General features: G+C 69.4%; 21 protein-coding genes. 8 read left to right on the top strand and 13 right to left on the bottom strand.

All coding sequences use genetic code 11. The annotated features are described in order from the left end of the window. Positions 1-172 precede the first annotated feature (172 nt). Positions 173-1,129, top strand: coding sequence for a sulfotransferase family protein (locus tag ACFFIA_RS16210; protein WP_377251715.1), 957 nt, complete (start codon positions 173-175; stop codon positions 1,127-1,129). 183 nt (positions 1,130-1,312) lie between these two features. Here the strand turns inward: ACFFIA_RS16210 and ACFFIA_RS16205 are convergent, their stop codons facing one another. Both ACFFIA_RS16205 and ACFFIA_RS16200 read right to left on the bottom strand, forming a co-directional pair. Beyond that, complete coding sequence (locus tag ACFFIA_RS16205; RefSeq protein ID WP_377251713.1) at positions 1,313-1,858, bottom strand: hypothetical protein; 546 nt, start codon at positions 1,856-1,858, stop codon at positions 1,313-1,315. Between the two features lie 350 nt (positions 1,859-2,208). Further along, on the bottom strand, positions 2,209-3,204 hold the full coding sequence (locus ACFFIA_RS16200) for a LacI family DNA-binding transcriptional regulator (protein ID WP_377251711.1): 996 nt from the start codon (positions 3,202-3,204) through the stop codon (positions 2,209-2,211). Positions 3,205-3,297: 93 nt separating this feature from the next. On the opposite strand from ACFFIA_RS16200, the gene ACFFIA_RS16195 reads away from it, so the two are divergent. From ACFFIA_RS16195 to ACFFIA_RS16170, 6 genes are all read left to right on the top strand, one after another. After that, the gene (locus ACFFIA_RS16195) at positions 3,298-4,590 is read left to right on the top strand and encodes a polysaccharide pyruvyl transferase family protein (RefSeq protein ID WP_377251709.1); all 1,293 of its coding nucleotides are present in this window, start codon (positions 3,298-3,300) and stop codon (positions 4,588-4,590) included. Then, complete coding sequence (locus ACFFIA_RS16190; protein WP_377251707.1) at positions 4,583-5,494, top strand: ABC transporter permease; 912 nt, start codon at positions 4,583-4,585, stop codon at positions 5,492-5,494. Before ACFFIA_RS16195 ends, ACFFIA_RS16190 begins: the two co-directional genes overlap by 8 nt. Next, complete coding sequence (locus tag ACFFIA_RS16185) at positions 5,491-6,462, top strand: carbohydrate ABC transporter permease (RefSeq protein WP_377251705.1); 972 nt, start codon at positions 5,491-5,493, stop codon at positions 6,460-6,462. Before ACFFIA_RS16190 ends, ACFFIA_RS16185 begins: the two co-directional genes overlap by 4 nt. Before the next feature lie 32 nt (positions 6,463-6,494). Continuing rightward, on the top strand, positions 6,495-8,117 hold the full coding sequence (locus tag ACFFIA_RS16180; protein ID WP_377251703.1) for an extracellular solute-binding protein: 1,623 nt from the start codon (positions 6,495-6,497) through the stop codon (positions 8,115-8,117). 176 nt (positions 8,118-8,293) lie between these two features. Further along, on the top strand, positions 8,294-11,788 hold the full coding sequence (locus ACFFIA_RS16175; protein WP_377251701.1) for an alginate lyase family protein: 3,495 nt from the start codon (positions 8,294-8,296) through the stop codon (positions 11,786-11,788). 219 nt (positions 11,789-12,007) lie between these two features. After that, complete coding sequence (locus ACFFIA_RS16170) at positions 12,008-13,051, top strand: hydroxyacid dehydrogenase (protein WP_377251699.1); 1,044 nt, start codon at positions 12,008-12,010, stop codon at positions 13,049-13,051. A gap of 68 nt (positions 13,052-13,119) precedes the next feature. Here ACFFIA_RS16170 and ACFFIA_RS16165 read toward each other — a convergent pair whose 3' ends face one another. The 11 genes from ACFFIA_RS16165 to ACFFIA_RS16115 form a co-directional block, all read right to left on the bottom strand. Continuing rightward, the gene (locus ACFFIA_RS16165) at positions 13,120-14,397 is read right to left on the bottom strand and encodes an FAD-binding oxidoreductase (RefSeq protein WP_377251697.1); all 1,278 of its coding nucleotides are present in this window, start codon (positions 14,395-14,397) and stop codon (positions 13,120-13,122) included. A 15-nt stretch (positions 14,398-14,412) separates the two neighbouring features. After that, positions 14,413-14,856 (bottom strand): FAD-binding oxidoreductase, encoded by a 444-nt coding sequence (locus ACFFIA_RS16160; protein WP_377251695.1) that lies wholly within the window; start codon positions 14,854-14,856, stop codon positions 14,413-14,415. 164 nt (positions 14,857-15,020) lie between these two features. Beyond that, a complete protein-coding gene (locus ACFFIA_RS16155) occupies positions 15,021-15,998 on the bottom strand; it encodes an alpha/beta hydrolase (protein ID WP_377251731.1) in 978 nt (325 codons plus the stop codon). After that, positions 15,995-16,822 (bottom strand): DUF6282 family protein, encoded by an 828-nt coding sequence (locus tag ACFFIA_RS16150; protein WP_377251693.1) that lies wholly within the window; start codon positions 16,820-16,822, stop codon positions 15,995-15,997. Before ACFFIA_RS16150 ends, ACFFIA_RS16155 begins: the two co-directional genes overlap by 4 nt. Next, positions 16,815-18,317 (bottom strand): lyase family protein, encoded by a 1,503-nt coding sequence (locus ACFFIA_RS16145; protein WP_377251691.1) that lies wholly within the window; start codon positions 18,315-18,317, stop codon positions 16,815-16,817. Before ACFFIA_RS16145 ends, ACFFIA_RS16150 begins: the two co-directional genes overlap by 8 nt. A 62-nt stretch (positions 18,318-18,379) precedes the next feature. Beyond that, positions 18,380-19,969, bottom strand: coding sequence for an ABC transporter substrate-binding protein (locus ACFFIA_RS16140; RefSeq protein ID WP_377251689.1), 1,590 nt, complete (start codon positions 19,967-19,969; stop codon positions 18,380-18,382). Between the two features lie 26 nt (positions 19,970-19,995). Next, positions 19,996-20,991, bottom strand: a complete 996-nt coding sequence (locus ACFFIA_RS16135) for an ABC transporter ATP-binding protein (protein WP_377251687.1) — start codon at positions 20,989-20,991, stop codon at positions 19,996-19,998. Then, on the bottom strand, positions 20,988-21,998 hold the full coding sequence (locus ACFFIA_RS16130) for an ABC transporter ATP-binding protein (RefSeq protein ID WP_377251685.1): 1,011 nt from the start codon (positions 21,996-21,998) through the stop codon (positions 20,988-20,990). The genes ACFFIA_RS16135 and ACFFIA_RS16130 overlap by 4 nt, the downstream gene beginning before the upstream one ends. Then, on the bottom strand, positions 21,998-22,864 hold the full coding sequence (locus ACFFIA_RS16125; protein ID WP_377251683.1) for an ABC transporter permease: 867 nt from the start codon (positions 22,862-22,864) through the stop codon (positions 21,998-22,000). The genes ACFFIA_RS16130 and ACFFIA_RS16125 overlap by 1 nt, the downstream gene beginning before the upstream one ends. Beyond that, positions 22,864-23,844, bottom strand: a complete 981-nt coding sequence (locus ACFFIA_RS16120) for an ABC transporter permease (protein WP_377251681.1) — start codon at positions 23,842-23,844, stop codon at positions 22,864-22,866. The genes ACFFIA_RS16125 and ACFFIA_RS16120 overlap by 1 nt, the downstream gene beginning before the upstream one ends. Before the next feature lie 85 nt (positions 23,845-23,929). Next, a complete protein-coding gene (locus ACFFIA_RS16115; RefSeq protein WP_377251679.1) occupies positions 23,930-25,144 on the bottom strand; it encodes an MFS transporter in 1,215 nt (404 codons plus the stop codon). Positions 25,145-25,204: 60 nt separating this feature from the next. On the opposite strand from ACFFIA_RS16115, the gene ACFFIA_RS16110 reads away from it, so the two are divergent. Continuing rightward, a complete protein-coding gene (locus ACFFIA_RS16110) occupies positions 25,205-25,915 on the top strand; it encodes a FadR/GntR family transcriptional regulator (RefSeq protein ID WP_377251677.1) in 711 nt (236 codons plus the stop codon). The last annotated feature ends 18 nt before the right edge of the window (positions 25,916-25,933 follow it).

The following is a 25,933-nucleotide window of genomic DNA, read 5'->3' as shown; positions in this document are numbered from 1 at the left end:
GCACTGTGGCTGCCGTCGTAGTCGATGTGAAGCTTCAATTATTCGTTGCGCGGTTGTTGGAGGCGGCCGTCTGGCACGCACTCGGCGCGGCGGGTGCGGGTGAGCCCGTAGCAGCGGGTGAAGGGGATAAAGGGATTGCACAGGCGCCGGGCTGAGAGTTTGACTGCTCGCCATGCCTTCCCCCTCACCGGTCTTCGTTGCGGGTACGGGTCGTTCGGGAACGTCACGGATCGCCGACATCATCGGGGAACATCCGCTGATTCACCGGATTCCCATGGAGACCAGGTTCCTAATCGATCCTGGTGGCCTGCGGGACCTGGCCGACGCGCTCACCGATCGATACGATCCCACCGTCGGTGAGGACGCTCTGCACCGGCTGAGCGATCTCCTCACCGTACGAGTGCCCGGACGGCGCGACGATCGCGGCAAAACCGTTCCCGAGCTCGTCGGCGATCGGCGCTACCGCGACGCGGTGCAACAGCTCTGGCCGCGGTTGATCGCGTACGCATACGACGAACCTGCGCCCGCGGAAGGCTTCGGGAACGCCGACTGGCCTGCCGGGCCGTTCGAGCCGCTGAGCCGCCGGCGGGTACTTCCCAGGTATTTCAGCGACCGGGGCGAACTGCTCGGAATCTTGCGGGGCCTGATCGACACCATGTTCGGCGGAGCAGCCGCCGACGCGGGTAAGCCGACCTGGTGCGAGAAGACACCGTTCAACCTGCTGTGCATGGAGTTCCTCTGGGAGCTGGTCCCCGAAGCGACCATCGTGCACATCAAGCGTCACCCGGTCTCAGTGCTCTCATCCCACCTGGCCCAGCCATGGGCACCGCCCACCGTCGACAGCGCGCTCGCCTACCTCAAGCCGGTCTACCACCGATGGCTCACCTGGAAGAACACGGTCGACCTGACAGGCAGGCGATACATCGAGGTGAAAGCAGAAGATCTCGCAGCCGACTGGCCCGGGCAGCGCCGCGCCCTGTTCGAACGGCTCGACGTCGACGACTTCGCCACCCCTTCAACGTTTCAGTCGCACAAGCTGACGAACCGCAACGACCAATTCGACGACGAAACCCGCGAGTTCATCGAAGAAGCACTCGGCAAGGTCATCCCGGCCATGGGATATGAGTGACGGCTCTGGCTCTCCACCTGACAACGCCGCGTCGCACCCCTCGAACGCCCGGTAAAACGCACCTTCAGCCGAACCACATCGCAGACCACTCGTTCCTAACTTTCCGGCCGTCTTCTGAGCCCGCGCTTATGGGCGGGGCACGCTTCTGCCGCAGACCGGGCGCACCTCGCTGCAACGACATCGTTACGTCGCCGACTTCCTGCCGTTCTCCCACCGCGCTGCCGCCCACGCCCGCTCGAACTCGTCGCGGTCGATCTCCTGGTCGGGCAACTGTGGATCGAAGAGATCCACCAAGGGCGGGTTGAAGGGCCAGTCCTCCACGTCCGTCTTGATCGCGGTCCCATCCCCGGCCACCTCCACCTGCCGGACACGGCGCCCGTCAGGCCCGATCTGCGTCAGGTACGTCGCCGGATCCTCGCCGTCCCACTCCTGACGCAGATACACGACCTGCCGACCAGCGAGTACACCGAAGCCCGGCAGGGCGCGCTGCCCATCGCGCTTGGCGCGCAGCCCGTCCAGGCCAGCGGGCATCGCCGATCCGTCGATATCGACCTCCTCCAGCTGCCAACCCTCGGCGCGCACGACGTCGGCCGGGGCGTCGACGACCTCAACCTCGGCGAATGTTTCCAGGACCTCCCGGGCCGACCGGGCGTGGATCCACCACCACAGGCCGCCCATGCCGTAGTCGTGCAGAAACGAGGTACCGCTGCTTGGACACCGCGTCAGCATGCCTGGCCGCCGCTCGAACGCCATGACCGGGGGCAGCCGCTGAACATCCTGAGCTGCCGAAGGAGTGCCGTCGTGAGCAGCAGTCGTACGTGACCTTGGCCCATGGGCTCGAATCGTAACGTCAACAAGGCTGCCCGTTGAGGAGGGGCGATAGAGTGACGTAACGTTATTTCAAGCGGCGTTTTACGAGGAGTCGACGGTAACGCCGTGACGCTGTTCCCCTACCGATCTGCAGCTCACCACCGGAACGCCGGCGAGCCGGCGGTTGCTCGGCGCGGCAGCCGACGGAATCGCGGCACCCCCGTGCCGTACGACCGCGACGTGGTGCGGGCGGTCGTCGGCGCGCCTGGTCAGGCGCCGGACAGGGCCGTCGCCGAGTCGCGGACGACAAGCTCGGGCTCGGGATCGGCGATGACGCCGCCGGTGCCGGGGCGTCCCGCCATCAGCTCGTACAGCGCGTGGACGCCGGCCCGACCGAGCTCGTACATGGGCATCCGGACTGCGGTCACGGCTGGGCGCATGTGTTCCATCAGGCCGACGTCGTGGATCCCGACCACCGACAGCTGGTCGGGTACGGCAATGCCGAGGTCCCGGGCGGCGGCCAGTACCCCGACGGCGCTCATGATGTTGTTCACCACGACCGCGGTCGGCGCGGCCGGCAGTTGCAGCGCCTGCCGTAGACCGTCGGCGCCAGCCTGCTCACCGAACCCGGTGGCCAGGTGCGGTGCCGGTTCCAGCCCGGCCTGCTGCATCTCCTGCCGGTACCCGAGGTAGCGCTGCCGGGAAGCCTCGGTCCCACCGAGGAAGACGATCCGGCGATGGCGCAGGTTGAGCAGGAACCGGGTCGCGATCTCGCCCCCGCGGTGGTCGTCGATGCCGACCCAGGGGTGGTCCCGGGCGTTGTCCAGGGTGAGGATCGGCTTGGGATGGGAGCGAAGCTCGGCCATCACCTCGTCGTCATACAGCCGGTCGTCGCGGATCAGGATGCCGTCGACGGTGCCGTGGCTGAGCAGTCGGGCGACGAACTGGCTGCCTGAGCGCATCGCCTCGGCGTCGCCCAGCAGGACCGCGTCGCCGCGCTCGGCCGCGGTCTCGTACACCCCGCGCAGCAGCTGGGTGTAGACCGGATTGTCGAGCTTGTGGAGGATCAGCGCGATCATGCCGGTGCGGTTGAGCCGCAGGGACCGGGCCGCGTGGTTGGGCTGGTAGCCGAGGCTCTCCATCGCCTGGATGACCCGCGCACGGGTGGTCTCGCTCATCCGGGTGTGGGTCGTGCCGTTGATCACGGCCGATACCACCGCGAGCGACACTCCGGCGGTGCGCGCGATGTCACGTTGCGTTGCCATGTCTGCGTCCCTCGAAACGTTGACGTAACGTCTCACCAAGTCTACGGTGACGTAACGATTCGTCAGCGACGATACCTCACAGAGGGAGCATGCATGACATCAGCACGCCGCACCGTGCTCCTGCGGTCGTCCTGGGCGACGGTGAACATCGGCGACGTTGCGCACTCGCCTGGCGTCGTGCGGGCGTTCCAGCGGTTCGCTCCCGAGGCCGAGGTCGTCCTCTGGCCGGTGCGGCTGGAGGAGCGCGAACGGTCCATGCTGCGACACGCGCTGCCCGATCTGCGCGTCGTCGACGGCACGCTCGGCCACGACGGGCCGAGCACGCCGGAGTTGGCCGCCGCCATTGAAGGCGCGGACGTCCTGGTGCACGGATCGGGCGCCGGCGCGTTTCAGGACACCGAGATCGACTGGTGGCGCCGGCACGTCGGTCGCCCGTACGGGTACTTCGGCGTCACCGTAGATCCGCTGTGCCCACCTACCGCGGCGACGTTGCCGGAGTTGGCCCGGATGGTCGAACTGCTCCCGCCGAACTTTCTCGACGACGACGTCAGGGACCGGCTCGACGGCGCCGACTTCGTCTACTGCCGCGACTCGCTGACCCTCGCCACCTTGCGTGGCCAGAAGATAACCAAGCCCGACGTCGCATTCGGGCCCGACGGAACGTTCGCGTTCGATTACACGGATGCCGGGACGGCCGCCCGCCTGCTGGACAGTCTCGGCCTGGCGGCCGGCGGGTTCGCCTGCTTCGTTCCCCGGCTGCGCTACAGCCCTTACGCGAAGATCTACGACACCGATCCGACCCCCGAACAGATCCGGCGCGACGCCATCAACCGGGCCACCGTGGACCAGGACCTGGCGGTACTGGCGGCGGCGATCGAAGCCTGGGTACGCGTCACCGGCCTGCCGGCCGTCGTGGTGCCCGAGATGAGCTACGCCGTCGAGGTCGCGCGCGAGCACCTGCCCGACCTGATCAGCGCGCAGACGCTCCAGCACGTCCGGCTCCTCGACAGGTACTGGCCGCTGGAGGAGGCGACCGGCGTCTACGCCGTCTCGTCGCTGGTGGTCAGCATGGAGTGCCATTCGCCGATCCTGGCCGCACGGCACGCGATCCCGACCATCTACCTTCGACAGCCGACCGAGACGATGAAGTCCCAGATGTACGCCGACCTCGGGGCGCCGGACCTGGTGATCGAGCTGGACCATCGCGCGTCGGCGCGGGTCGTCGCTGCGGTCACCGACATCGCTACCGACCCGGCACCCGCGGTCGCCCGGAGCAGGACGGTCGCGGCGAACGCCGACGACCGGCTGAGGGCGGCCGTTCAGGCGTGCGTGTCCGGCCAGCCCGTCGAGGCCTGGCTCGGACCGGTAGGCACTGGCGATGAATAGCCTGCGCAACCGCTGGCGACGCGACCGGGTCCTGCTGATCCTCGCCCTGCCCGGGGTCGCGGTGCTGCTGCTGTTCCACTATCTGCCCCTCGCCGGGAATGTCATCGCCTTCCAGGACTACCAGCCGTTCCTGGGCATCACGCAGAGCCCGTTCGTCGGGCTGGAGAACTTCCGGCCGATCATCACCGGGGAACCGGTGTTCGTCAACGCGCTCGTCAACACCCTGATCATCACGCTCATCCAGGTCGTCTTCGTGTTCCCGCTGCCGATCTGCCTCGCACTGGTCCTGAACGCGACGATCAGCGAACGCCTCAAGCGGCTCACCCAGTCGATCCTCTACATGCCGCACTTTCTGTCCTGGGTCATCGTGGTGGCCCTGTTCCAGCAGATGTTCGGCAACGGCGGAATGCTCAACACCCGGCTGCGATCAGCCGACATGTCCACATTCCACATCATCGGCGTGCCGGAGCTGTTCAAGCTCATGATCACGTCACAGGTGATCTGGAAAGACACCGGCTGGTCGACGATCATCTTCCTCGCCGCGCTGTCCAGAGTGGATCCGGCGCTGCTGGAGGCCGCGGTGGTGGACGGCGCCTCGGCGGCGCGCCGGCTGTGGCACGTGACGCTTCCGTCCATCCGCCCAGTCATCGTCCTGCTGCTGATCCTGCGGCTCGGCGACTCGCTGACCGTCGGGTTCGAGCAGATCATCCTGCAGCAGGGCCAGGTCGGCGCCGGCGCCAGCGAGGTCCTCGACACATTCGTCTACAACCACGGGATCGTCGGCGGCGACTGGGGCGTCGCGGCCGCGGTAGGGCTGATCAAGGGCATCGTCGGCGTCGCGCTCGTGCTCGGCGCGAACCGGGTGGCCCACGCGCTGGGCGAGCAGGGGGTGTACGCGAAATGACGAGCGGACTTGTGACGCCTCCCGCGACCGCGGTGCGCCCGGCCTCCGGTGCACGCCCGCGGCGGCCACGGTCGGGCCGCGGCGAGCGCCCGAGCTGGATGGGCGAGCCGAGCAGGCTGGGGATCGGTGCCCGCGGTCTCGTCCTGGGCCTCGGCTGCCTGGCCGTGGTGGTTCCGTTCTGGGCGGTGCTGATGACCAGCATCGCCAGCCCGGCGGAGATCACCCGCGCGGGCGGCTTCGTCCTGTGGACGCGCGAACCGACGCTCGACGCGTACCAGGCCGTCCTGTCCGGCGGCATCGTCACCCGCGCCCTGATAGTGAGCGTCGGCATCACCGTCGTCGGCACAGCGCTCAGCCTCGTCGCCACGATCGCTCTCGCGTACGCGCTGTCCCGCCCAGGATCGTTGCTGCACAAGCCGATCCTGCTGATGACACTGTTCACCCTGCTGTTCAACCCGGGCATGATCCCGATGTACCTGACGGTCAAGCAACTCGGCCTGCTCGACAACTACCTGGCGCTGATCCTGCCGGTGCTCGTGAACGCCTTCAACGTCATCGTGATGCGCGCGTTCTTCCTCGAGATCCCCGACGAGCTGCTGGACAGCGCCCATATCGACGGTGCCGGCGAGCTCCGCATCCTGCTGCGCATCGTGCTGCCGCTGTCGAAGGCCGTCGTCGCGGTGATCGGCCTGTTCTACGCGGTGGCGTACTGGAACGCCTTCTTCTCCGCCATGTTGTACATGCAGTCGCCGGAAAAGTGGCCGCTGCAACTGGTGCTGCGCACCTACGTCGTCAACAACACCCCGATCGGGTCCGATCAGCTCAGCTCCAACCTGGAGAATCTGCCACCGCAAATCTCGGTCCAGATGGCGATTCTTGTCATCTCCATCCTGCCCATCCTGCTCATCTACCCGTTCATCCAAAAGCACTTCGCCAAGGGACTGATGGTCGGCGCCGTCAAGGGCTGACCGGTCGTCCACACAATGTGGAAGGAGACGTCATGGCACCTACCTTCAGCCGCCGTCGCGTCCTGGCACTCGGCGCGGCAGCGGGGCTCGGCCCGCTGCTCGGGGCGTGCGGCGACGGCGGGTCGGGCTCGTCGAACGGCTCGACCGGGCCGGTCAAGCTGCCCACCTACAAGCCCGTCACCGCGGCCACGCCCGACCTGGCGGCCGAGCCGGCCGGGGTGTCGCCGGGATACTTCACATACCCGACCGCCTCCAGCGCCGCGTCGGAGCCGGTGCAGGGCGAGGCCGTCACGGCCCTGACGTACACGTACGACCCGATCGCCCCCGCGCTCGGCTCGAACCCCTACTGGCAGAACCTCAACAACAAACTCGGCACCGAGCTGAAGATCACGTACGTCGCGTCGGCGGACTACAAGAGCAAGGTCGCCACCACCATCGCCGGTGGCGATCTGCCCGACATAGTGGCTATCCAGGGCGTCTTCCAACAGATGCCGGCCATGCTGAAGGCGACATTCACCGACCTGACCGAGTACCTGTCCGGGGACGCGGTCCTTGCCTACCCGAACCTCGCCGGCCTGCCCACCGATGCCTGGCGCGGCGCCGTCTACGACCAACGGATCTGGGGCATCCCGGTGCCGCGGGCACGGATCGGCACCGTGCTGTACACCAGGGCCGACCTGCTTGCCAAGGCCGGACTCAGCCTCCAACCCACGTCGTGGGACGAGTTCAAGCAGATGGCGGCCGCGTTGACCGACGAGCGGGCTGGCCGCTGGGCGTTCGGGCAGATCCCGTTCAACACGCTCCTGGAGATGAATGGGATCACCGGCAACTGGCCCGGCGGCGTCGGCGTCTGGCAGGCCAAGGACGGCGTCTTCACCCACACCGGGACGACACCGCAGTTCACGCAGGCCCTCCAGGACACCGTCGAGTTGGTGAAGTCCGGGGTGATACATCCCGACCACGCGGGCGCACCCAACACCAAGCGCAACCAGTGGATGCTGGCCGGCACGACCTCGTTCACCGTCGGCGGGTACGCCGGGTGGGGCAAGTTCTACGGCCAGGCCAAAGACGTGACCGGCTTCCGCCTGACCGGCATGCTCTCGCCCACCCGGGATGGCAAGGGGACGCAGGTACGCACGCCCGGTCCGACGCTGTCCAGCTTCACCGCCATCGCCAAGACCGACGACGCCGACCGGGTCAAGCAGATTCTCAAGGTCCTCAACTGGTTGTGCTCACCCTTCGGCAGCAGCGAGTACATGGCCCTGCGGTACGGCGTCGAGGGCCAGACGTTCAGCCGCAACGGCTCCGACCCGACCCTCACCGAGGGCGGGCGCAGCCAGACATTCCTGCCCGTGCGGTACCTCGCCGAAGCATCGCCCGTCATCTACGAGCCCGGTAACCGCCAGGCCGTGCAGGACCAGTACGACCACCAGGTCGCCGGCGCCCCGCTTGCCGTCCCGGACCCGGCCCTCGGGCTGTACTCGGAGACGGTCGCCAGCAAGGCGGCCAGCGAGCAGCAGGAACTGGACTCGGTCCTGCTGGAGATCCAACTGGGCAACAAACCCGTCTCGGCGTGGCAGCCGGCCATCAAGCAGTTCATGGACCGGGTGGGCAACAAGATCAAGGCGGAGTACGAGGAGCAGGCGGGTCGCTGACGTGCCGGACACGGCGGCCGGTCCGGCGTACCCGTTCGGTTCGGCCGCCGAGCCGTGAAGTGCACCCACCCGGGTTGAGCAACACCAGCCGGGCCGCGAACTCCGCGGACTGCTTTCGGCGCTCCCGGGCGCGGTCGAAGGACTCAGCTAACACTCTCACGGGTAGGGAGACCATAGTGAGACGAAGCTATTTTCCCTGGTGCACGCATCGCCGGGCCCGCGCGGGGGCCGCTGCGGCGCTCGTGCTGGCTCTGGTGGCGACGGTCCTGTCGCCGGGCAGGGCCGCCGCGGCCGACATGTCGGATCTCGGCGGACTGCTCGACCTGACGCGTCCGGAACTCGCCGCGGTGGCGGCAAAGCTCGCCGCCGGTGATGAAGCGGGCGCCGCGGGCGAGCTCAAAGTGTTCTACGCGGGCCGCACCGACGTCCAGTACCCGGCTCCGAGCGCGGACGCGGGCGGCGGCGACGCCAGCGCCGATGAGCTCGCGGCGGGGATCTTCCGGTTCGGCGCCGAGACCCGCGACTTCTACAACGACGCCGAGCAGCGGATCGACGTCGACTGGCAGGACGCCTGGGGTGGGACGCAGACCACCCCGGGCGGCGCGCAGACTTTGATGAGTGACCTCGCGTTCATGCCCAGACTGATCAGCGCTTACGCGTACGAGAGTGACCCGGTGAAGCGTGCGGCGTACGCGGCGGCATGGATGGACATCTCGCTCGACTTCTTCGCCGACAATCAGAGCTGGCCACAGGGCCGCAACCTGTCGGCCGCCAAGCGACTTTCACAGCTGGTCAGTGCGTTTTCAGTGTTCCGGACCGACCCGGGCATCGACGCGAGCGATCTCGTGGCGTACCTGTCCGGCGTGCACGCCACGACGAAGTTCCTCACTGGCGTTATGCAGATACATGTCGGGAACAACTGGTACGTGTCCATGGCCCGCGCGGTCTACGCGGCAGCCGTATTTCTGCCCGAGTTCTCGGCATCGCCCGGCTGGGAGTGGTTCGCGGTGCGCTCGGTCGAGCGATTCCTGCGCGCGCACGTGAAGGGCGACGGTGTGTACCGCGAGCCCGCGTTCAACTATCAGGCGTACGTGGCGGATCTGCTCAACACCGTCATCAGAGTAGCGGATGCCAACGGGCGGACCCTTCCTGATTCGATCGTCCAGGCGGCGGACTGGATCGCGGATTCGCTGTTCGCGACCCGTCAGCCGAATCTTGAGGTCGCGATGGTGGGCGACTCGCCGAACGCCGATGCGGGTGCGGCCGCCATCGGCAGAACCGGTGCACGCAACTCCTGGCCCGATTTCACCTGGGTCGCCTCCGGTCGAACGGAGGGGACCGCCCCGACGCTGCCGTCCACGGTGTTTCCGATCAGCTTCGCGGTACAGCGTTCCGGGTGGGACGCCGACGCGCGGTACATGCTGATCAACAACCAGAATTCCAGCTACACTGCCTCGCATCGGCATCCGGACGACCTCAGCCTGGTGATGGCGGCGTACGGGCGTCCGCTGATCGTCGACTCCGGCGTGGGGGACTACAGCGCGACTGCGACGAACGACTGGATGCGCCGCACCACCGAGGCGCACAACACCATCGAGGTCGACGGACTCCCGCAGACCGCCGGCGTCCCCCGCACGACGTCGCTGTGGCGCTCGAACGCGGGCCTCGACATCTACCGCGGTGCGGCGATGGGCTACCGGCCGGTCGTGCACGATCGCGCCGTCTACTTCGTCAAGCCCGGCTTCTGGGTCGTCTCCGACGACCTCACCGGTGACACCGCCGCGCACGATTACCGGCAACTCTGGCACTTCCCTGGTGATCCGGTCACCGTCAACCCGAATACGAAGGTCGCCACGGTCGGCTTTGACACCGTGCCCGGAGCCCCACCGGTTGCCGGCGTGCGGCTCGTCCCGGTGGCCCCGGCCGGCGCCGCGCTCACCCCCACGGTCCACGAGGACGGCGCCGTGCGCGTCGGCGATCAGGTACTCACGGACGTCGACTACCTGTCGTACGACTGGCGCGCCACCGGGTCGACGGGACTGGACACGGTGGTGGTTCCCGGCAAGGCCGGCGCGGCGCCCGCGGTGACGGCGAGGCGCATCGTTATGCCCGGGGTGGGTCACTCCGTGGCGACCGCGATGGAAATCGGCCTGCCGGACGCGACCGGACGCTTCTACCTTTCGCGGGAGGCGACTCCCTCGTTGAGGGCGTTCGGGGCCGCCACGACCAACGCCGAGACCGCTTACCTCGAGCGTGCTTCGGGCGGCGGGCTTACCCGGTACGCGTTGACCCGCGGGTCGTCGCTGGTCGACCACGGTGCCACCGTTATCGCCGCATCCGCGCCGGTGTCCGACGTCAGTGTGGAACTGCGAGGCGCGACCGCCCGGATCTCGCTTGGGGACCCTTTCACCGGCACGCTCTCCATCAACGCGCCCAACGTCCAGGCGGTGAAGGTGAACGAGACCCCGACCGCGTTCACCCGCACGGGCGACCTCATCACCGTGTCGGTCCAGGCGTCGTTTTCCCCGACACCCGTGCTCGACGACGAGTTCGCCGATGCCAGCCTGGACCGCACCGTCTACGACTTCAACGGATCCTTTGACGGCTGGGCGCCGGTGCAGGGCACCTGGGCGCTAACCGGCGCCGGTCCGGACACGCAGTTGGCACAGACCTCGACCGCGGACATTGTGTCGTTCGCGGCGCTGCAAGATATACCGGATGACGTGGTTATGGCAGCGGACATCGTTCCTGGGGTACGCGGCCAGACGACGGCCCGTACCGGTCTCGCGTTCCGCTACCACGATTCCCGAAACTACTATCGGGCCAATGTACTCAACTCCTCGTCGGGGGCGACGCTGCAGCTCGTGAAGATATACAACGCGACGACCACGATTCTCGCGGAGACCGCACTGCCCGTCAGCGCCAACACCCCGCACAAGCTGATCGTTTCCGCGATCGGGAAGCATCTGACCGCCAAAGTCGGCGACACGTCGATCTCCGCGGACGACTCACAGCTGCCGACGGGTGGTGCCGCCGCCTTCACGCATCGGCGGGCCGCGACCTTCGACAACATCGTGATCAGGGAAGGGATCGATCAGGCCAATTGGCGAGCGATAGCAGGGGCTGTGTCCGTCGCCTCGGGTCAGCTGCACCTCACGCCTCCTGCCGGTGGCAGGGCGCACGTCCTAGCCGACTCGACACTGCCGTCGCGCTTCTCCGAGGCGTGCGACTATGTCGCGGAGACCACGGTCACGATCAACGGATCCGTCGGTAACGCGGGAATCTCGCTGCGAGACACCACGGACTCGTACGGGTACCGGATCCACATTGGCAAGACGAGCCAAGGAACCCAGTACGCGAGTATCATCCGCGAAGCCCACGCGTCGGGTCCGGTAACGGTGGGCACGGCATCAATCAGCAACCCGTTGACAGGCCCCGTTCGACTGGGTGCCGTGATTCACGGCGACCGCATCACCGTGACGTTGAACGGCGTTCAGGTCCTGAAGGCTCGCGACACCGTTGTCCGCAGCGGCGGCGTCGGGCTTTACGCATCCACGCAGAGCACCTTCGAGAGCATCACTGTCGCTCAGTCCTGCCAGCGGGAACGCCTCCGGCCAAGCAAGCCCGGCGCCAACAACCGCCCGGACCACAACGACGGAGCTGGCGGGTAGCGGCGTTGCCGGCAGCGCGACCGCCGCGGATGGGTGAGCCGCTGCTCCGTCGCGCTCGACTCGCTCGCCGGCTGTTTCTGCGCAAAGCACGAGGGTTGGTGCGCCGCTCACACATACGGCGGCGCACCAAACCGTGGTGCCGGCACGCCGGCGATGACTCGCGTCGGTACTTCCGAGTCTTTCCCCACTCAGCGTGGCCGATCACGAAGGAGCTGTGCGTTGTCCCCATCACCCCGAGCCTCGTCACCGGTGCTCGCCGACGCGGCGCACCGTCCGCCGGCCCTGCTGGTCATGCCGCGCGACCTGGTCGACGACGTATACGGACCGGAGGAACGTGCCCACCTGGACCGCCTGGTCCGCTGGGCCGGCCCGGACGCGACGGCTGAGCAGGTCAGCACGCGACCGGCGCTACTGGCCGACGTCGAGCTGCTCGTCACCGGTTGGGGCGGCCCTCGCCTGGACCGCACTCTGCTCTCGCACGCGACCAGGCTCCGTGCGGTCTTCTACGGCGGTGGATCGGTGCGGCCGATCGTCACCGACGAGTTCTGGGCCGCCGGCATCCCGATCGTGTCGGCCGCCACAGCCAACGCGGTGCCCGTCGCCGAGTTCACCTTCGCGCAGGTGACGCTGGCGCTTAAGCACGCCCACCGCTTCGAACGCGCGGTACGCCAGCTCGGCCGGTTCCCATCCCAGCCGGCGGCACCCGGCACGTTCGGCTCGACGGTCGGCATACTGTCACTCGGCCTGATCGGCCGCCTGGTGGCCCAACGGCTGTCCACACTCGACGTTCATGTGCTTGCCGCCGACCCGTACGTAGACGCCGCGAGTGCCGCCGTTCTCGGCGTCGAGCTCGTGGGAATCGACGAGCTGTTTCACCGCGCCGACGTAATCACTGTGCACACGCCGTCTCTGCCACAGACCTCGGGACTGATCACCGAGGAACTGCTCGCCTCGATGCCCGAGGGTGCCACAATCATCAACACCGCACGCGGTGCGGTGCTGGATGAACCCGCGCTGATCCGGGTCCTGCGCCGGCGTCAGGACGTATTCGCGCTCCTCGACGTGACCCATCCCGAGCCACCCGAACCGGGCTCGCCGCTCTATACGCTGCCCAACGTGGTGCTCACCCCACACATCGCCGGCAGTATCGGACTCGAGCGGCGCCGCGTCGGTCGGCTGGTAGTAGACGAGGTCGGTCGCTTCGTCGCGGGCCAGCCGCTGCTGCACGAGGTCCGCGCTGCCGATACGGCGCTACGCGCATGACCGTTCGCCGTCGGCGTACCCGGAGCGTTGGAAATGTTGTTCAACCGACGCCTTGCAGCCGTCACCGGTCACGCCCGCGGCGCAGGCTCATGGTTCCGCGAGGCGCGCAGCCGTGCGGATCTGCCGCCGACCGGGCGTCGCGCTGAGTGACCGGCTGGGGCGCCGACGCCGTCCGCGAGCCGGGTGATCGTGTACTGCGGGCCGTGGCGTAGGTGAGTGTCCAGCGGGTAGGGGTCGACGACCTTGCCGGGGTTCATCCGGCCGCGCGGATCCCAGATCGTCTTGAACATCCGCATCGCGGTCATCAGCTCGGGGCCGTACATGCGCTCCAGCAGCTCGCCCCGGGCCTGGCCGTCGCCGTGCTCGCCGGACAGCGAGCCGCCCAGGGACACCACGAGGTCGGCCGCGCGCTCCACATAGGAGCGATAGCGGCGCAGCCCTTCGGCCGTGCGGAGGTCGAAGTTGTTGCGGGTGTGCACGCAGCCCTGGCCGAAGTGGCCGTACCAGGCGCCGCTGTAGCCGTACTCTGCCCACAGGTCGCGGATGCCGCGCAGGTACTCGCCCAGGCGCGTAGGTGCGACGGCCGCGTCCTCCCAGCCCTCGTGGTTGTGCGGCATGCCGGGCGGCTGCGCGGTCGCGCCCAGCCCGGACTCGCGGATCGCCCACACGCCGCGCTGCTCGTGCACCCCGCCGTAGCCGATCGCGGTCGCGCCGGGCGGCGGGTCGTCGAGCAGCCGCTTCAGCAGCTCGTCGGCCACGGCTGGGTCGTCGTGGCCGACCTCGGCCACCAGCCAACCGTCGCCCGGTGGCAGCAGCGCCAGATGCTCGACGTTAAGCCGGGCCGCCCGCATCTGGCGCACCAGCGTGCCGTCGAACCCCTCCAGCCCGAGCAGCGGATGGCGCAGTAGATGCGGCACCTGGTCGGCGGCCTGGTACACGTCGTCGAAGCCGAACACCGCCAGCCGCCGATAGCGCGGGCTGTCCACCAGCTTGATCGTTATCTCGGTAACCAGGACGCAGGTGGACTCGGTGCCGACGATCGCGTGGGCGACGTGGAACCCGTTCTCGGGCAGCAATTGATCCAAGTTGTACCCGGAGACGCGGCGCGGGATGTCCGGATAGCGCTGCCGCACCAGGTCGCCGTAGCGGCGTGCCAGCTCGCGCAGCGCCCCGTAGATCCGGGCCGGCGCTCCGCCCTCGGCAACGATGCGCGCGTAGTCGTCGTCGCCGACCGGGCCGAGGTCGAGCACGTCGCCGTCGTAGGTGGCCACGGTCAGGCGCTCGATGTTGTCCACGGTCTTGCCCGCGTACAGGGCGTGGGTGCCGCACGAGTTGTTGCCCACCATGCCGCCGAGCGTGCACTACGCGTGCGTCGCCGGATCGGGCCCGACCGTGAGGCCGTGTACGGCCGCCGCCGCGCGCAGGTCGTCGAGGACCACGCCCGGCTCGACGCGGGCGATGCGGCGCTCGGGGTCGATCTCCAAGATCGCGTTCATGTACCGGCTCATGTCCACGACCACGGCCGTGTTGCACCCCTGCCCGGCGAGGCTCGTCCCGGCGCCCCGGCCGAGCACCGGCACGTCGAACTCCCGGCACACCCGCAGCGTCTCAAGCACGTCGCGGGCGTCGCGCGGGAAGACAACCGCGAGCGGTACCTGGCGATAGTTGGACGAGTCGGTGGCGTAGACGGCGAGGGTGGCGGCGTCAGTGCCGACCGTGCCGCGGACCGCCCGCGACAGCGCCTTGCCGAGTCTGCGCAGTTGTCGCCGGTCCATCGCGACGGACTCGGGTGGTGGGCTGCTCACAAGGGCTTCTCCTCCGACCTGTCCGTTGTCACCAATCGTGCTCACTCCGCTCGCACGGAACTCTGTTCGGGCGAAGCCGTGCTCTTGCGTGGTAAAGGTTGTGCGCTCGCGCGCACAACCTTTACCGCTGCGGGAACAGCCATGCTGCCGGCCGCGCCAGGAGATCAACAGAGGTTGTCGCGGATCCAGTCCACAACCTTGGGGACGTAGATCTTCTGCTCCGGCTGGGACGGGTCGATCCAGCTCAGATGGGTGCCCTCCTCGACGGTGATGAAGGTCTTGGGCTCGCCCGCCCGCTCGAACATCTCGGTCAGGTGGTCGAAGGGGAAGTGCTCGTCGTCGCGGGCGTGGACGACCAGCAGTGGCCGGGGCGCGATCTTGTCGATCGACTCGGTGGGGCGGAAGTTGTACAGCGCCTCCATCGACTCGATGGTCAGTGCCTCGGGGATGCCGAGCTTCTTCGGGTCGGAGGCACGTTCCTCGCCGACGACGGAGGCGAGGCTCTGCCGGTAGCCATAGCGGGTGGTGTGGGCGTCCGCCTTCGCGTTGCCGCTGGGGAACTCGGCCTTGTCGAGGTACCCGGACTTGCCCGTGAGCACGCGGGTGACGCGATCCTCCTCGATGGCCTTCATCCGGTCGAGCCATTCGCGGTAGGTCATGTTGTCGCGGCCGTACCGGTAGCCGTCCACGATGCCGCCCGCGCACACGACGGCCTTGAGCCGCTCGTCCTCGGCCGCCGCCGCGATGACCACACCGCCGCCGAGGCCCCAGCCGAGGATGCCGATGCGGTCCGGGTCGACCTCGGGCTGCTGCTGAAAGAACGTGAGCGCATGCCGGATGTCGCGGACCTCGTCCTGCGGGATGATCGTGCCGAGGGTGCCCTCGCTGGTGCCCAGGTTGCGGTAGTCGAAGGCCAGGCAGACGTAGCCCGCCTCGGTGAGGTACGGAACCCAGCGCGACGGCACCCACTCCTTGATGGCCAGGCGCCCGTGGCACACCATGACGGCCGGGCGGCGCTCCCCATCCTTGAGGTCGTCCGGCATGTGGACGATGCCCTCCAGCCGCAGCCCGTCGCTGTAGAAATGCACGTTCCTACTCTTCACGTTCGCTCCTTGTCGCCGTGGTGGGGTTGCCGTGGTCAGTGCCGGAGCAGCCGCTCCGGGTTGTCGGTGAGGGCCGCGGTGAGGACCGCCCGGTCGGCGCCTTCACCGGTCAGGCGGTCGGTCAGCTCCGCCAGCGCGTCCGGCGGCGGAGGACTGTCGGGCTGGCCCGCGTCGGACGACAGCACCAGCCGGTCGGCGGGGACGGCCTTGACCAGCTCGGCCAGCATGCGCGCGGAGCATCCGGGCTGGTGCAGCAACTGGTACGCGGTGATCTCGACGTACACGCCCTGCCCGGCGAGGTCGGCGGCCTGCGGCACCGGTATCGCGGGCACGGTGAACGTCGGGTGCGTCAACAGCACCCGGCGCACGCCGAGGCGGCGCGCCACCGGCAGCAGCCAGGCGATCTCCGCCGCGCTCACGTGGCCGGTGGCGAGCACGGCGTCGGCTTCGGCGATCATCGCGAGGATGGCCCGCAGCGGAGCCTCGGTGCTCCAGTCCAGCGGCGGCAGGGCAAGCTGCGCCGACGACAGCCGCGCGTCGTGCTGGCACAGCCGGGGCAGTCCCGCCGCCGCCTGGGTGTGACTGTCCTGTGTGGGCAGCCAGACGATGCGGCCGCCCGCGCTGAGCGCGGTGTAGACGGCGGCGGGGTTGATGCCGCCCACGGCGCTGTTGAGCGCCACACCGCCGATGACGTCAAGGCCGCTCGCCTTCGCCGCCGCGGCGGCCCGCCCGGTGGTCGGCTCGTAGTGGCTCTTGAGGACGAAGCCCCGGTATCCGGCCTTGGCGTATACAGCGGCGGTGTCGAGGTCGTCGGCGCGGCGGCGCACCACGTCCGGCGCGCTGTGGACGTGCAGGTCATACATGGCGCGAGCCGTCCGCGATCACCGCGTCGGCGGCGGCGTGCCTGCGCTCGTCGGCGTCGCGTAGCGCGGCCCGCCGCCCGGCCGCCCAGTCGCGGTCGCGCGCCAGGCCGCCCGATAGCTGGTCCAACTCGGACAGAGCAGGTTCCGGAGCAGGCCCGCCGAGCACCGTGCGGGCCGCGACCGAGCTCGCCGGATCCTTCGCCGCCGCGAGCACGTCCTCGGGCAGGTCGAGCGGGCGGTCGAAGTACTCGGCCGCCGCCGCGCGCAGGTGCTCGTTGGCCAGCTCCGGTGGAGTCCAGCCCTGCTCCTCGCTGTGCCGCACGAGGATGCCGACGATCTGGTGGGCGGTGCGCCAGGCGATCCCGTGCCACTCCACCAGCGCCATCGCCACGTCGGTAGCCTGGGCCCAGTGCGCCGCCGCGGCGGCGGCCATCCGGTCGGCGTACACGGTCGTGGCGTCGATGAGGCGGGCGAGCTGGCCGAGTCGGGTCGCGGCCTCCGCGAACACATCCAGCAGCTCCCCGTGTAACGCCGACCACTCCAGTACCGACCAGCCCGTCGGGTCGGCCGACAGCCGCAGCGCCGTGCCGTGTGCGGCGGCGGCACGGGCTGCGAGCTCGCGCGCCTGCGCCAGCAGGTACGGGTTGCGCTTCTGCATCATGACGCTGCTGGTGCCGCAGAACCGGTCGGGGAAGCGGAGGAAGCCGAACTCCGCCGACGACCACAGCATCAGGTCGCCCGCGAAGCGCGACAGGCCCGCGAGATGGTTGGCGAGCGCGCCCGCCACCTCCACCACGGTGTCGTGGCTCTGGATGGCGTCGAACGTGTGCGGCAGCGGCTCGGCGAAGCCCAGCAGGTCGCTGGTGCGCTGACGGTCGATGGGCGCGCTGGTGCCCGCCAGGATCGCCGCGCCCGCGGGCGACCGGTCGACATCCCGGTACCCGTCGGTGAAACGGCGGGCGTCGCGCTCCGCCACGTTGGCCCACATCGACAGCCAGTGCCCGAACGTGGTCGGCTGGGCGTGCTGGCCCTGCGTGTAGCCGGGCATGACGGTGTGGATGTGGGCCCGCCCCTGCCTCAGCAGGCTGCCGCGCAGCGTGTTGAGCGCGTCGACAAGGTCCAGAATGGACTCGCGCAGCGCCCAGCGCAGCCGCACCCCGCCCACATCGCCGGAGCTGCGGCCGAGGTGCAGCCGCCCGCCGACGTCCTCCCCCAGCGCCCGGATCAGCGCCGTCTCGTCGGCGTGCAGGCCGCCCTCGCCCGCCTGCGCCTGTTCGCGCAGCGTCGACAACAGCGCCGCCGCGTGTGGCGGCGACAGCAGTTCCCGCTCCGCCAGCATCACCACGTGGGCGAGGTTGAACTCGCGCGAGCCCCGGGCCTCCGGCGTTCGGGCGCGCTCGCGGTGCGGCGCGAGGTCCGGCTCAAGCTCCTCGGTCAGCCTGATCCCGGCCGTGCGGTAGCCGCGGTACGAGGCCGCCTGCTGCTGGCGTCCCAACGGCTTCTCCTTTCGCCGAAGGGGTACCGGGCCGTGCCCCGGCCCGGTACCCGCCGTGTGCGTCAGCTAGCCGGCTTGAGCGCGGCCCAGCGGAACTCGGCGAACGTGCCGAGCGAGAAGAACTCGTCGCGGCCCTGCCACGACGACCGGATGAGCTGCGGCGCGCTGTTCTCGGTGAGCGCGATGCCGGGCAGGTCCTCGCTCACGATGACCTGGGCCTGGCGGTACAGCTCCTTGCGCTTGGCCTGGTCGGGCTCCTGCGCCGCCGCCTCGAAGATGGCGTCGAGCTTCGCGTTGCAGTACCCGGACGGGTTGGTGTTGAGCACGCCCTTGCGGGTCTCGCACTTGTACGCCCGCACGACGCCCAGATGCGGGTCGAGCCGCGCGTCATAAGGCACCGTCGAGGCGTCGAAGTCGCGGTCGGTGAACGTCGCCGCCTGCCACACGGCCAGCTCGTCCTGCTGGAGCTTGACGTCGATCTTCAGGTCGCGCCAGTTGGTGGCGACGATCTGGGCCAGCTCCGGATTGCCGTTGAAGCCATTGGTGTAGCGGAACGTCACCGCGAACCGGAAGCCATCGGCCTTCACCGGGTACCCGGCCGCGTCGAGCATCGCGGCCGCCTTCGCGGTGTCGAACCCGTACGCGCTGGTGTAGTCGACGGTGGGAGTGTAGGCCCAGTAGGTCGACGGGATCGAGCTCTTCGCCGGGGCGCCGAAGCCCTTGAGCACGGTCTGGCTGATCTGCGCCCGGTCGAGGCCCGTGAACAGCGCCTTGCGCACGGCCGGGTCGTTGAACGGTGCCCGGTCGAGCTTGAAGAACACGATCTGCAGCGAACGGGTGCCCCGGTTCTTGCTGACGAACACGTTCGAGTCGCTCTCCAGGTCGAGCGCGGACTGGTTGTTGGTCTGCGGCAGGAAGTCGATCTCACCGGTCTTGAGCGCGAGCACCGCGGCGTTGGCGTCCGGGATCACCCGGAAGATGAGCTTGGAGACGCCGGGCTTCCCGCCCCAGTACTCGTCGTTGCGCACCAGGACGATGTCGTTGTTGGCCCAGCTCTCGAACTTGAACGGCCCGGTCCCGACGGGCTTGCGGTTGTACTCGTTCTCCTTCAGGTTGGTGCCCTCGTACAGGTGCTTCGGGATGACGTTGAAGTCCGACGGCGTAAACGTGGCCAGCAGCGGCGCGTATGGGCTCTTGAGGGTGAGCACCACCGTGCCGTCGTCGGGAGTCTCCACTTTGGAGATCAGCGGCGCGACGCTCGCGCCGTTCGCGGTCAGCGGCAGCACCTCGTTGAGGCTGAACGCCACGTCTGCCGAGGTGAACGGTGTGCCGTCGTGCCACTTCACCCCCTTGCGCAGGCTGAACGTGTAGACGGTGCCGTCCGGGGAGATCTGCCACGACTCGGCCAGCGCCGGGATGATGTCACCGGCGGCGTCCGACGACACCAGCGACTCCTGGATCGCGAGGCCGACGTGGCTTGCGGTCTGTGTGGGATAGAAGGCGCGCACCAGACCGGGCGGCTCGGCGTTCAGACCGACGACGAAGACATCGCTGGCGGGTGCGTTCGACGCGCCGGACGAGCTACAGCCGGTCAGCAGCATTCCCATGGCCGCGGTCGCGGCGAGCGCGATCCGCGCTGCTCGTGGACTCATGTCAAGGGTCCCTTCAAGGATGTTCGCTAAGAGGCGACAGGTTGATGCGTATGGAGATGACACGAGACGTGGCCAGAGCCGGCCGCCAGCGGCAGCGGCTCGACCGCCCGGCACACGTCCATCACGTCCGGGCAGCGGGTCGAGAACCGGCAGCCGCTGGGTAGGTGGATGGCGGAAGGTGGTTCCCCCGTCAGGCGCCTGGCCAGCGGCCGGGCACCGGGCACCGGGTGCGGTGTCGCGTCGATCAGCGCTCTTGTGTACGGATGCCGCGCGGCGGTGAAGATCTCGTCCGGGTCGCCGGTCTCGACGATCCGCCCGAGGTACATCACCGCCACCCGGTGCGCGATGGCCCGCACCACGGCGAGATCGTGCGTGATCAGCAGCAGCGCGATGCCCCGCTGCCGCTGTAGGTCTCGAAGCAGCTCGAGGATCTGGGCGCGGACCGACACGTCCAGTGCGGACACCGGCTCGTCGGCGACGACCACGCGCGGCTCGGTCGAAAGCGCCCGCGCGATCGCCACGCGCTGCTGCTGGCCGCCGCTCAGCTCGTGCGGGTACCGGTGCAGGAACGACGTGCCCGGCGACAGCCCAACCTGTTCCAGGATCGCGGTCACGGCGGCCGTGGCCGTCGACCGGTTCGCCTTGCCGTGCAGCAGCATCGGGCCACGCAGGATCTCCAGCAGGGTCTTGCGCGGGTTCAGGGAACCCGCCGGGTCCTGGAACACGGCCTGCACGGCGCTGCGGAAGTCGCGGCGCACCTGCCGGCGGGACATCGACGCCAGCGGCACCCCGCCCAACGCCACCTCGCCGCGCGTCGGCCTGGTGAGGCCGAGCGCGATCCGGGCGAGCGTGCTCTTGCCCGATCCGCTCTCCCCCACCAGCGCCAGCGTCTCGCCTCGCCGCAGCGTCAGGTCGGCGTCGTCGGCCGCGTGGACTGGCTGGTGGCCGAACGCCCAGGCCCCTCGCCGGGGTACCCGGTAATGCTTGGTGATGCCCGAAAGCGTCAGCACGTCGTCGGTCATCGCGGGCTCCCCACCTTCTCGGGGGCGTGCAGCCAGCAGCGCGAGGTGTGCCCGGCCGCCACGACGTACTCGCCCGGGGCGTTGTCGCAGACCGGCATCCGCTGGTCGCAGCGGTCGGCGAAGCGGCATCCCGACCCGAACGCCTCGGGCGGCGGCACGACGCCACGGATCGTGCGCAGCTCCTGTGCCGGCCGGTCGATGGTGAGCAGGCAGTCCAAGAGCGCTCTGGTGTACGGGTGGCGCGGCGCGCGGAAGACCTCCGCGACCGGCCCGGACTCGACGATCTGCCCGGCGTACATGACGTACATGCGCTCGCACATCTGCGCCACCACGCCGAGGTCGTGGGTAACGAGCAGCAGGCCCATGCCGCGGGTGCGCACCACCTCGTCCAGCGTCAGCAGGATCTGCGCCTGCACCGTCACGTCGAGCGCCGTGGTCGGCTCGTCGGCGAACAGCAGGTCGGGGTCGCCCGCGAGCGCGACCGCGATCAACACCCGCTGCCGCATGCCGCCGCTCAGCTCGTGCGGGTACCGGCGCTGGAACTCGGGCCTCGCGTCGAGCCCGACCGAGGCCAGCAGCTCCGACACCCGCGCCCGCGCCTGGGCCCGATCGGCACGCAGCTTCTCCGGCAGCGCCTCGCCGATCTGCTTGCCGATCGTCATGGTCGGGTTGAGGTAGGTGCTCGCGTCCTGGAACACCATGCCGATACGGCGTCCGCGCACCGCCCGGATCTGCTCCAATGAGGACGCCAGCAGGTCGATGTCGCCGATGCGGGCCGAGCCGCGCACCTGGTCGAGCACCGCGGGCGGCACCAGCCGCACCAGGCTGCGCATCAGCACAGACTTGCCGCAGCCGGACTCGCCCACCAGAGCGACCCGCTCGCCCGGGGCGATGTGGAAGTTCACTTCGGACAGCGGCTCGATGAGCCGCGCGCCGGTGCGCAGCCGCACGCTCACGCCGCTGACGTCGAGCCCGGCGCGGGAGCCGGACCGGATGGGTTCGCTCATCACAGGTTCTCCTGGGCCGCGGGACGGAAGGCGTGGTTGAGGCCATCGCCGACGAAGTTGATGGAGAGCACGACCAGCAGGATCGCCGCGCCCGCAGGCACGGAGATCCACCACGCTTCGAGGTGACTCTGCGCGGTCTGGAGCATCTGGCCCCAGCTCGTGCGGTCGGGGTCGCCCAGGCCGAGGAAGCTCAGCCCGGCCTCCAGTAGGATCGCCGCGCCGACATCGACCGTCACCTGCACGATGACCGGCGGCATCGCGTTGGGCAGCAGTTCGCCGACGATGATCCGCCAGTCGCGGTAGCCGACCGTGCGCGCGGCGAGAGTCATGTCGGTCTCGCGCAGCGACAGGAACTGTGCCCGCACGATCCGGGCCACCTGCGGCCAGATCGCCAGGGCGATGGCGCCCGCGATGTAGTACACGCCGCGCCCCAGCACGGCGACGGTCACCAGGGCGAGCACCAGGCTGGGCAGCACCTGGAACACCTCGGTGATCCGCATCAGGACCGCGTCGACCTTGCCGCCGTAGTAGCCCGCGAGCGCGCCGACGACGATGCCGACCGCGAACACCGCGATGCCGGTCATCGCGCCGACGAGCAGCGAGATCCGGGCGCCGTGCAGCACGCCGGAGAACACGTCGCGCCCCAGCGCGTCGGTGCCGAACCAGTGCGCCGCGCTGGGCGGCTGAAGCGTGTCGGCCGTGGTGCGCTGCGGGTCATAGGGCGCGAGCACCGGGGCGAGCAGCGCCAGCAGCACGAAGAAGCCGATGACGATCAGCCCGATCAGCGCGGGCCGGTACCCGATCAGCTTGCGCCAGGCGGAACGCGCTCCGCCGACGGGTGCCGTCGTGGCCGAGATCGCGCTCATCACGCCACCTCCGTCGTGGTGAGCCGGATACGCGGATCGACCACCGCGTACAGGATGTCGGTGATCAGGTTGGCCAGCAGCACCGCCGCGGCGATGGCGAGCACGACGCCGATGACCACCTGGTTGTCGTGGTTGACGATCGACTGGTAGAGCAGCCGGCCCATGCCGGGCCAGCCGAACACCGTCTCGATGAGCACCGAGCCGGACAGGGCGAACCCGAAGCTGTACCCGATGACGGTCAGCGTCGGCAGCAACGCGTTGCGGGTGACGTGCCCCCGGATCACCGCCCGCCGCGACAGCCCTTTCGCCTGCGCCGTGAGGATGTGGTTGCGGGACAACACATCCTTGACGCTGGTACGGGCGATACGAGACACCGCGCCGATCTCGCGCATCGACAGCGCGATGACGGGCAGCAGCAGGTGCAGGGCGACATCCCTGACGTGGGCGAGGCCGGTGAAGTTGGACCGCACGCTGGTCATGCCGGACACCGGCAGCCAGCCCAGCTCGACCGCGAACACGATCAGCAGCAGCTGCCCCAGCCAGAACGCGGGAATCGAGAAGGCCGCCACCGCGCCACCCGTGATGAGGTGGTCGGCGAACGGGCGCTTCGACGTGCCGGCCCACGTGCCGAGCAGCAGCGCCACCAGGGCAGCGAACGTCAGCCCGGTCAGCGTCAGCAGCAGCGTGGCGCCGAGCCGGTCGCCGATCAGGACCGACACCTCCTGCCGGTTGGAGTAGGAGTAGCCGAGGTCGCCGGTGAAGACGTTGCCCAGGTAGGCGAGGTAGCGCTCGGGCAATGATTTGTCCAGCCCGTACTCGGCGCGGAGTTGGGCGATGTACTCCGGCGTCGCCGGGTAGTCGCCGAGCATGGCCTGCACCGGATCGCCCGGGGCCAGCTCCAACAGGATGAACATCAGCGTGACGACTCCCAGCGCCAAAGGGACGGCGAGCAGGAGCCGGCGGAGCACGAATCGGATCATCGGCAACCCTCATCTGTCGACTGGGCCGATCTGGCGTGCGGCGGGGCCGCGGGTGTCGCGTGTGGACGGATGGCGCGCGGGGTCGTCATGGCGTCACCTTCTCGGGTACCGGGGCGGGGGTGACCACGATCGCCGGATTGCGCAGGGCGAGCGAGAGCAGCGCGGCGGCGACGAGCGTGGCGAGGCCGAGCCACAGCGCGGCGCCGAGCCCGGCCTGGTCAGCTACCCAGCCCAGGACGGGCGTGAACAGGCCGCCGATGGTGATGCCGATGCCGAGCGTGACGCCGCTCGCCGTGCCCATGCGGTTGGGCAGGTACTCCTGGCCGAGGGTGACCTGCACAGAGAACGGGACGAACGCCGCCACCCCGAGCAGCGACACAGCGGCGAGCGCGAGGTAGACGTTGGGCGACAGGATGAAGCCCGCCATGAGGATCGGCGCGGCGACGTAGGCCCAGCGCAGGGTCTCCACCCGGCCGAGGCGGTCGGCCATCCAGCCGCCGAGGAGCGTACCCGCGACCCCTGCCCCGCCGTAGAGCCCCTGCGCGGTCGAACCGACCGACAGCGACTGGCCGTACTGGTCGATGACGTAGAGGGCGAGGAACGCCCCGGAGCCGACCGAGCCGATCGATCGCAGGATGATCACTCCGACCAGGACCCAGAAACGGGGCCAGTCGTCGACGCCGACGCGCGGCGGACGCCCCTTGGGCGGGGACGCGATCCCGTTGGCGGCGGCGGCCCGGCGCAGCCTCGCCCGGAACACCGCGTACACCACCCCCATCGCGACCGCGGGCGCGGCGAGCAGCGGCGTGCCGGTGACGCCGGTCTGGCTGAGCACCAGCGCGACCAGCACCGGCGCGATGGCGATGCCGATGTTGCCGCCGACCGAGAAGACGCTCATGCCTTGGGCCGAGCCGCCCGAGGCCAGGCGCGCGGCGCGGGCCGCTTCGGGGTGGTAGGCGGCCACGCCGATGCCGGAGATCGCGACCGCGATACAGGTCAGCAGGTACCCGTCGAACACGCCCGACAGCCCGACACCGATGCCCGACACGAGCATGCCGCCGCCGACCAGCCAGCCGAGCCGGTACCGGTCGGTGAGCAGACCGAAGCCCGGCTGGACGAGGCTCGACAGGACGGTGGCGGCGAGCGCCACGCCGCTCACGGCGGCGTAGCTGTAGTGGCGCTCGGCGACGAGGTACGGAAGCAGGGCGGGTACCGCACCGGCGTAGATGTCGTTGACGACATGCGTGCCGGTGAGCATGCCGAGCATCCGCCTGTTGCCGCGGGCCGTTCGGGTGGCCACTACGCGGCTCGCCCCGGACGGCTACCCTGGATGTGACATGTCATCCGGTCATGGGATGACTTGCACGACGGCAAGGATAGTCTCATGCAGCCTGTTCCTCAATCTGGTCTGATCGGTGACACCATCGCGGAGCTGCGACGGCTCATCGCCACGGGCTATTGGAAGGTGGGCGACCGCCTGCCGACGGAGGCCGACCTCGCGTCGTCACTCGGTATTGGGCGGAATACGTTGCGGGAGGCGGTCCGGGCGCTGGTCCACGCGGGCCTGCTCGACACCCGCCACGGCCGCGGCACCTACGTCAAGTCCAATGACGAGATCGGCCCCACGCTCGCGCGCTACCTGCGGCAGGAGGATCTGAACGACATCCTGGAGACACGGCGCGTGCTCGAACCGGAGGCGGCCGCCTTGGCCGCGATGCGCCGCGACGACGCGGCGGTCGCCGCCATCGCCAAGGCATACCAGCGGCTGACCGTAGCGCGCAGCACCGCGGCGATCGTCGAGGCAGACGTCGACTTCCACACCGCGATCGTGGCCGCCACCGGCAACCCGGTGCTGCTTCGGCTCTACGGTGGCCTGGCCGACGTGCTGCGCTCCTCGGTCGAGACGCTGAGCCGCGGCCACAGCCGCGCCATAGCAAGCCACGGAAAGCTCGTGGAGGCGATCCGCGACGGGGACCCCGATGCCGCCCGCGCGGCGGCGCGTGCGCACTTCGACCGGGCGATGTCCGGCGACGGCGAAGACGCCGCCACCGAGGGAGGTGAACACGGCTGAACGCGCCCCCGAGCGCCC

The sequence above is a fragment of the Phytohabitans kaempferiae genome (assembly GCF_042433955.1).
GTDB lineage: Bacteria > Actinomycetota > Actinomycetes > Mycobacteriales > Micromonosporaceae > Phytohabitans > Phytohabitans kaempferiae.
Note: the sequence above shows the minus strand (reverse complement) of the source record. Positions and strands in the feature narration are given on the sequence as shown.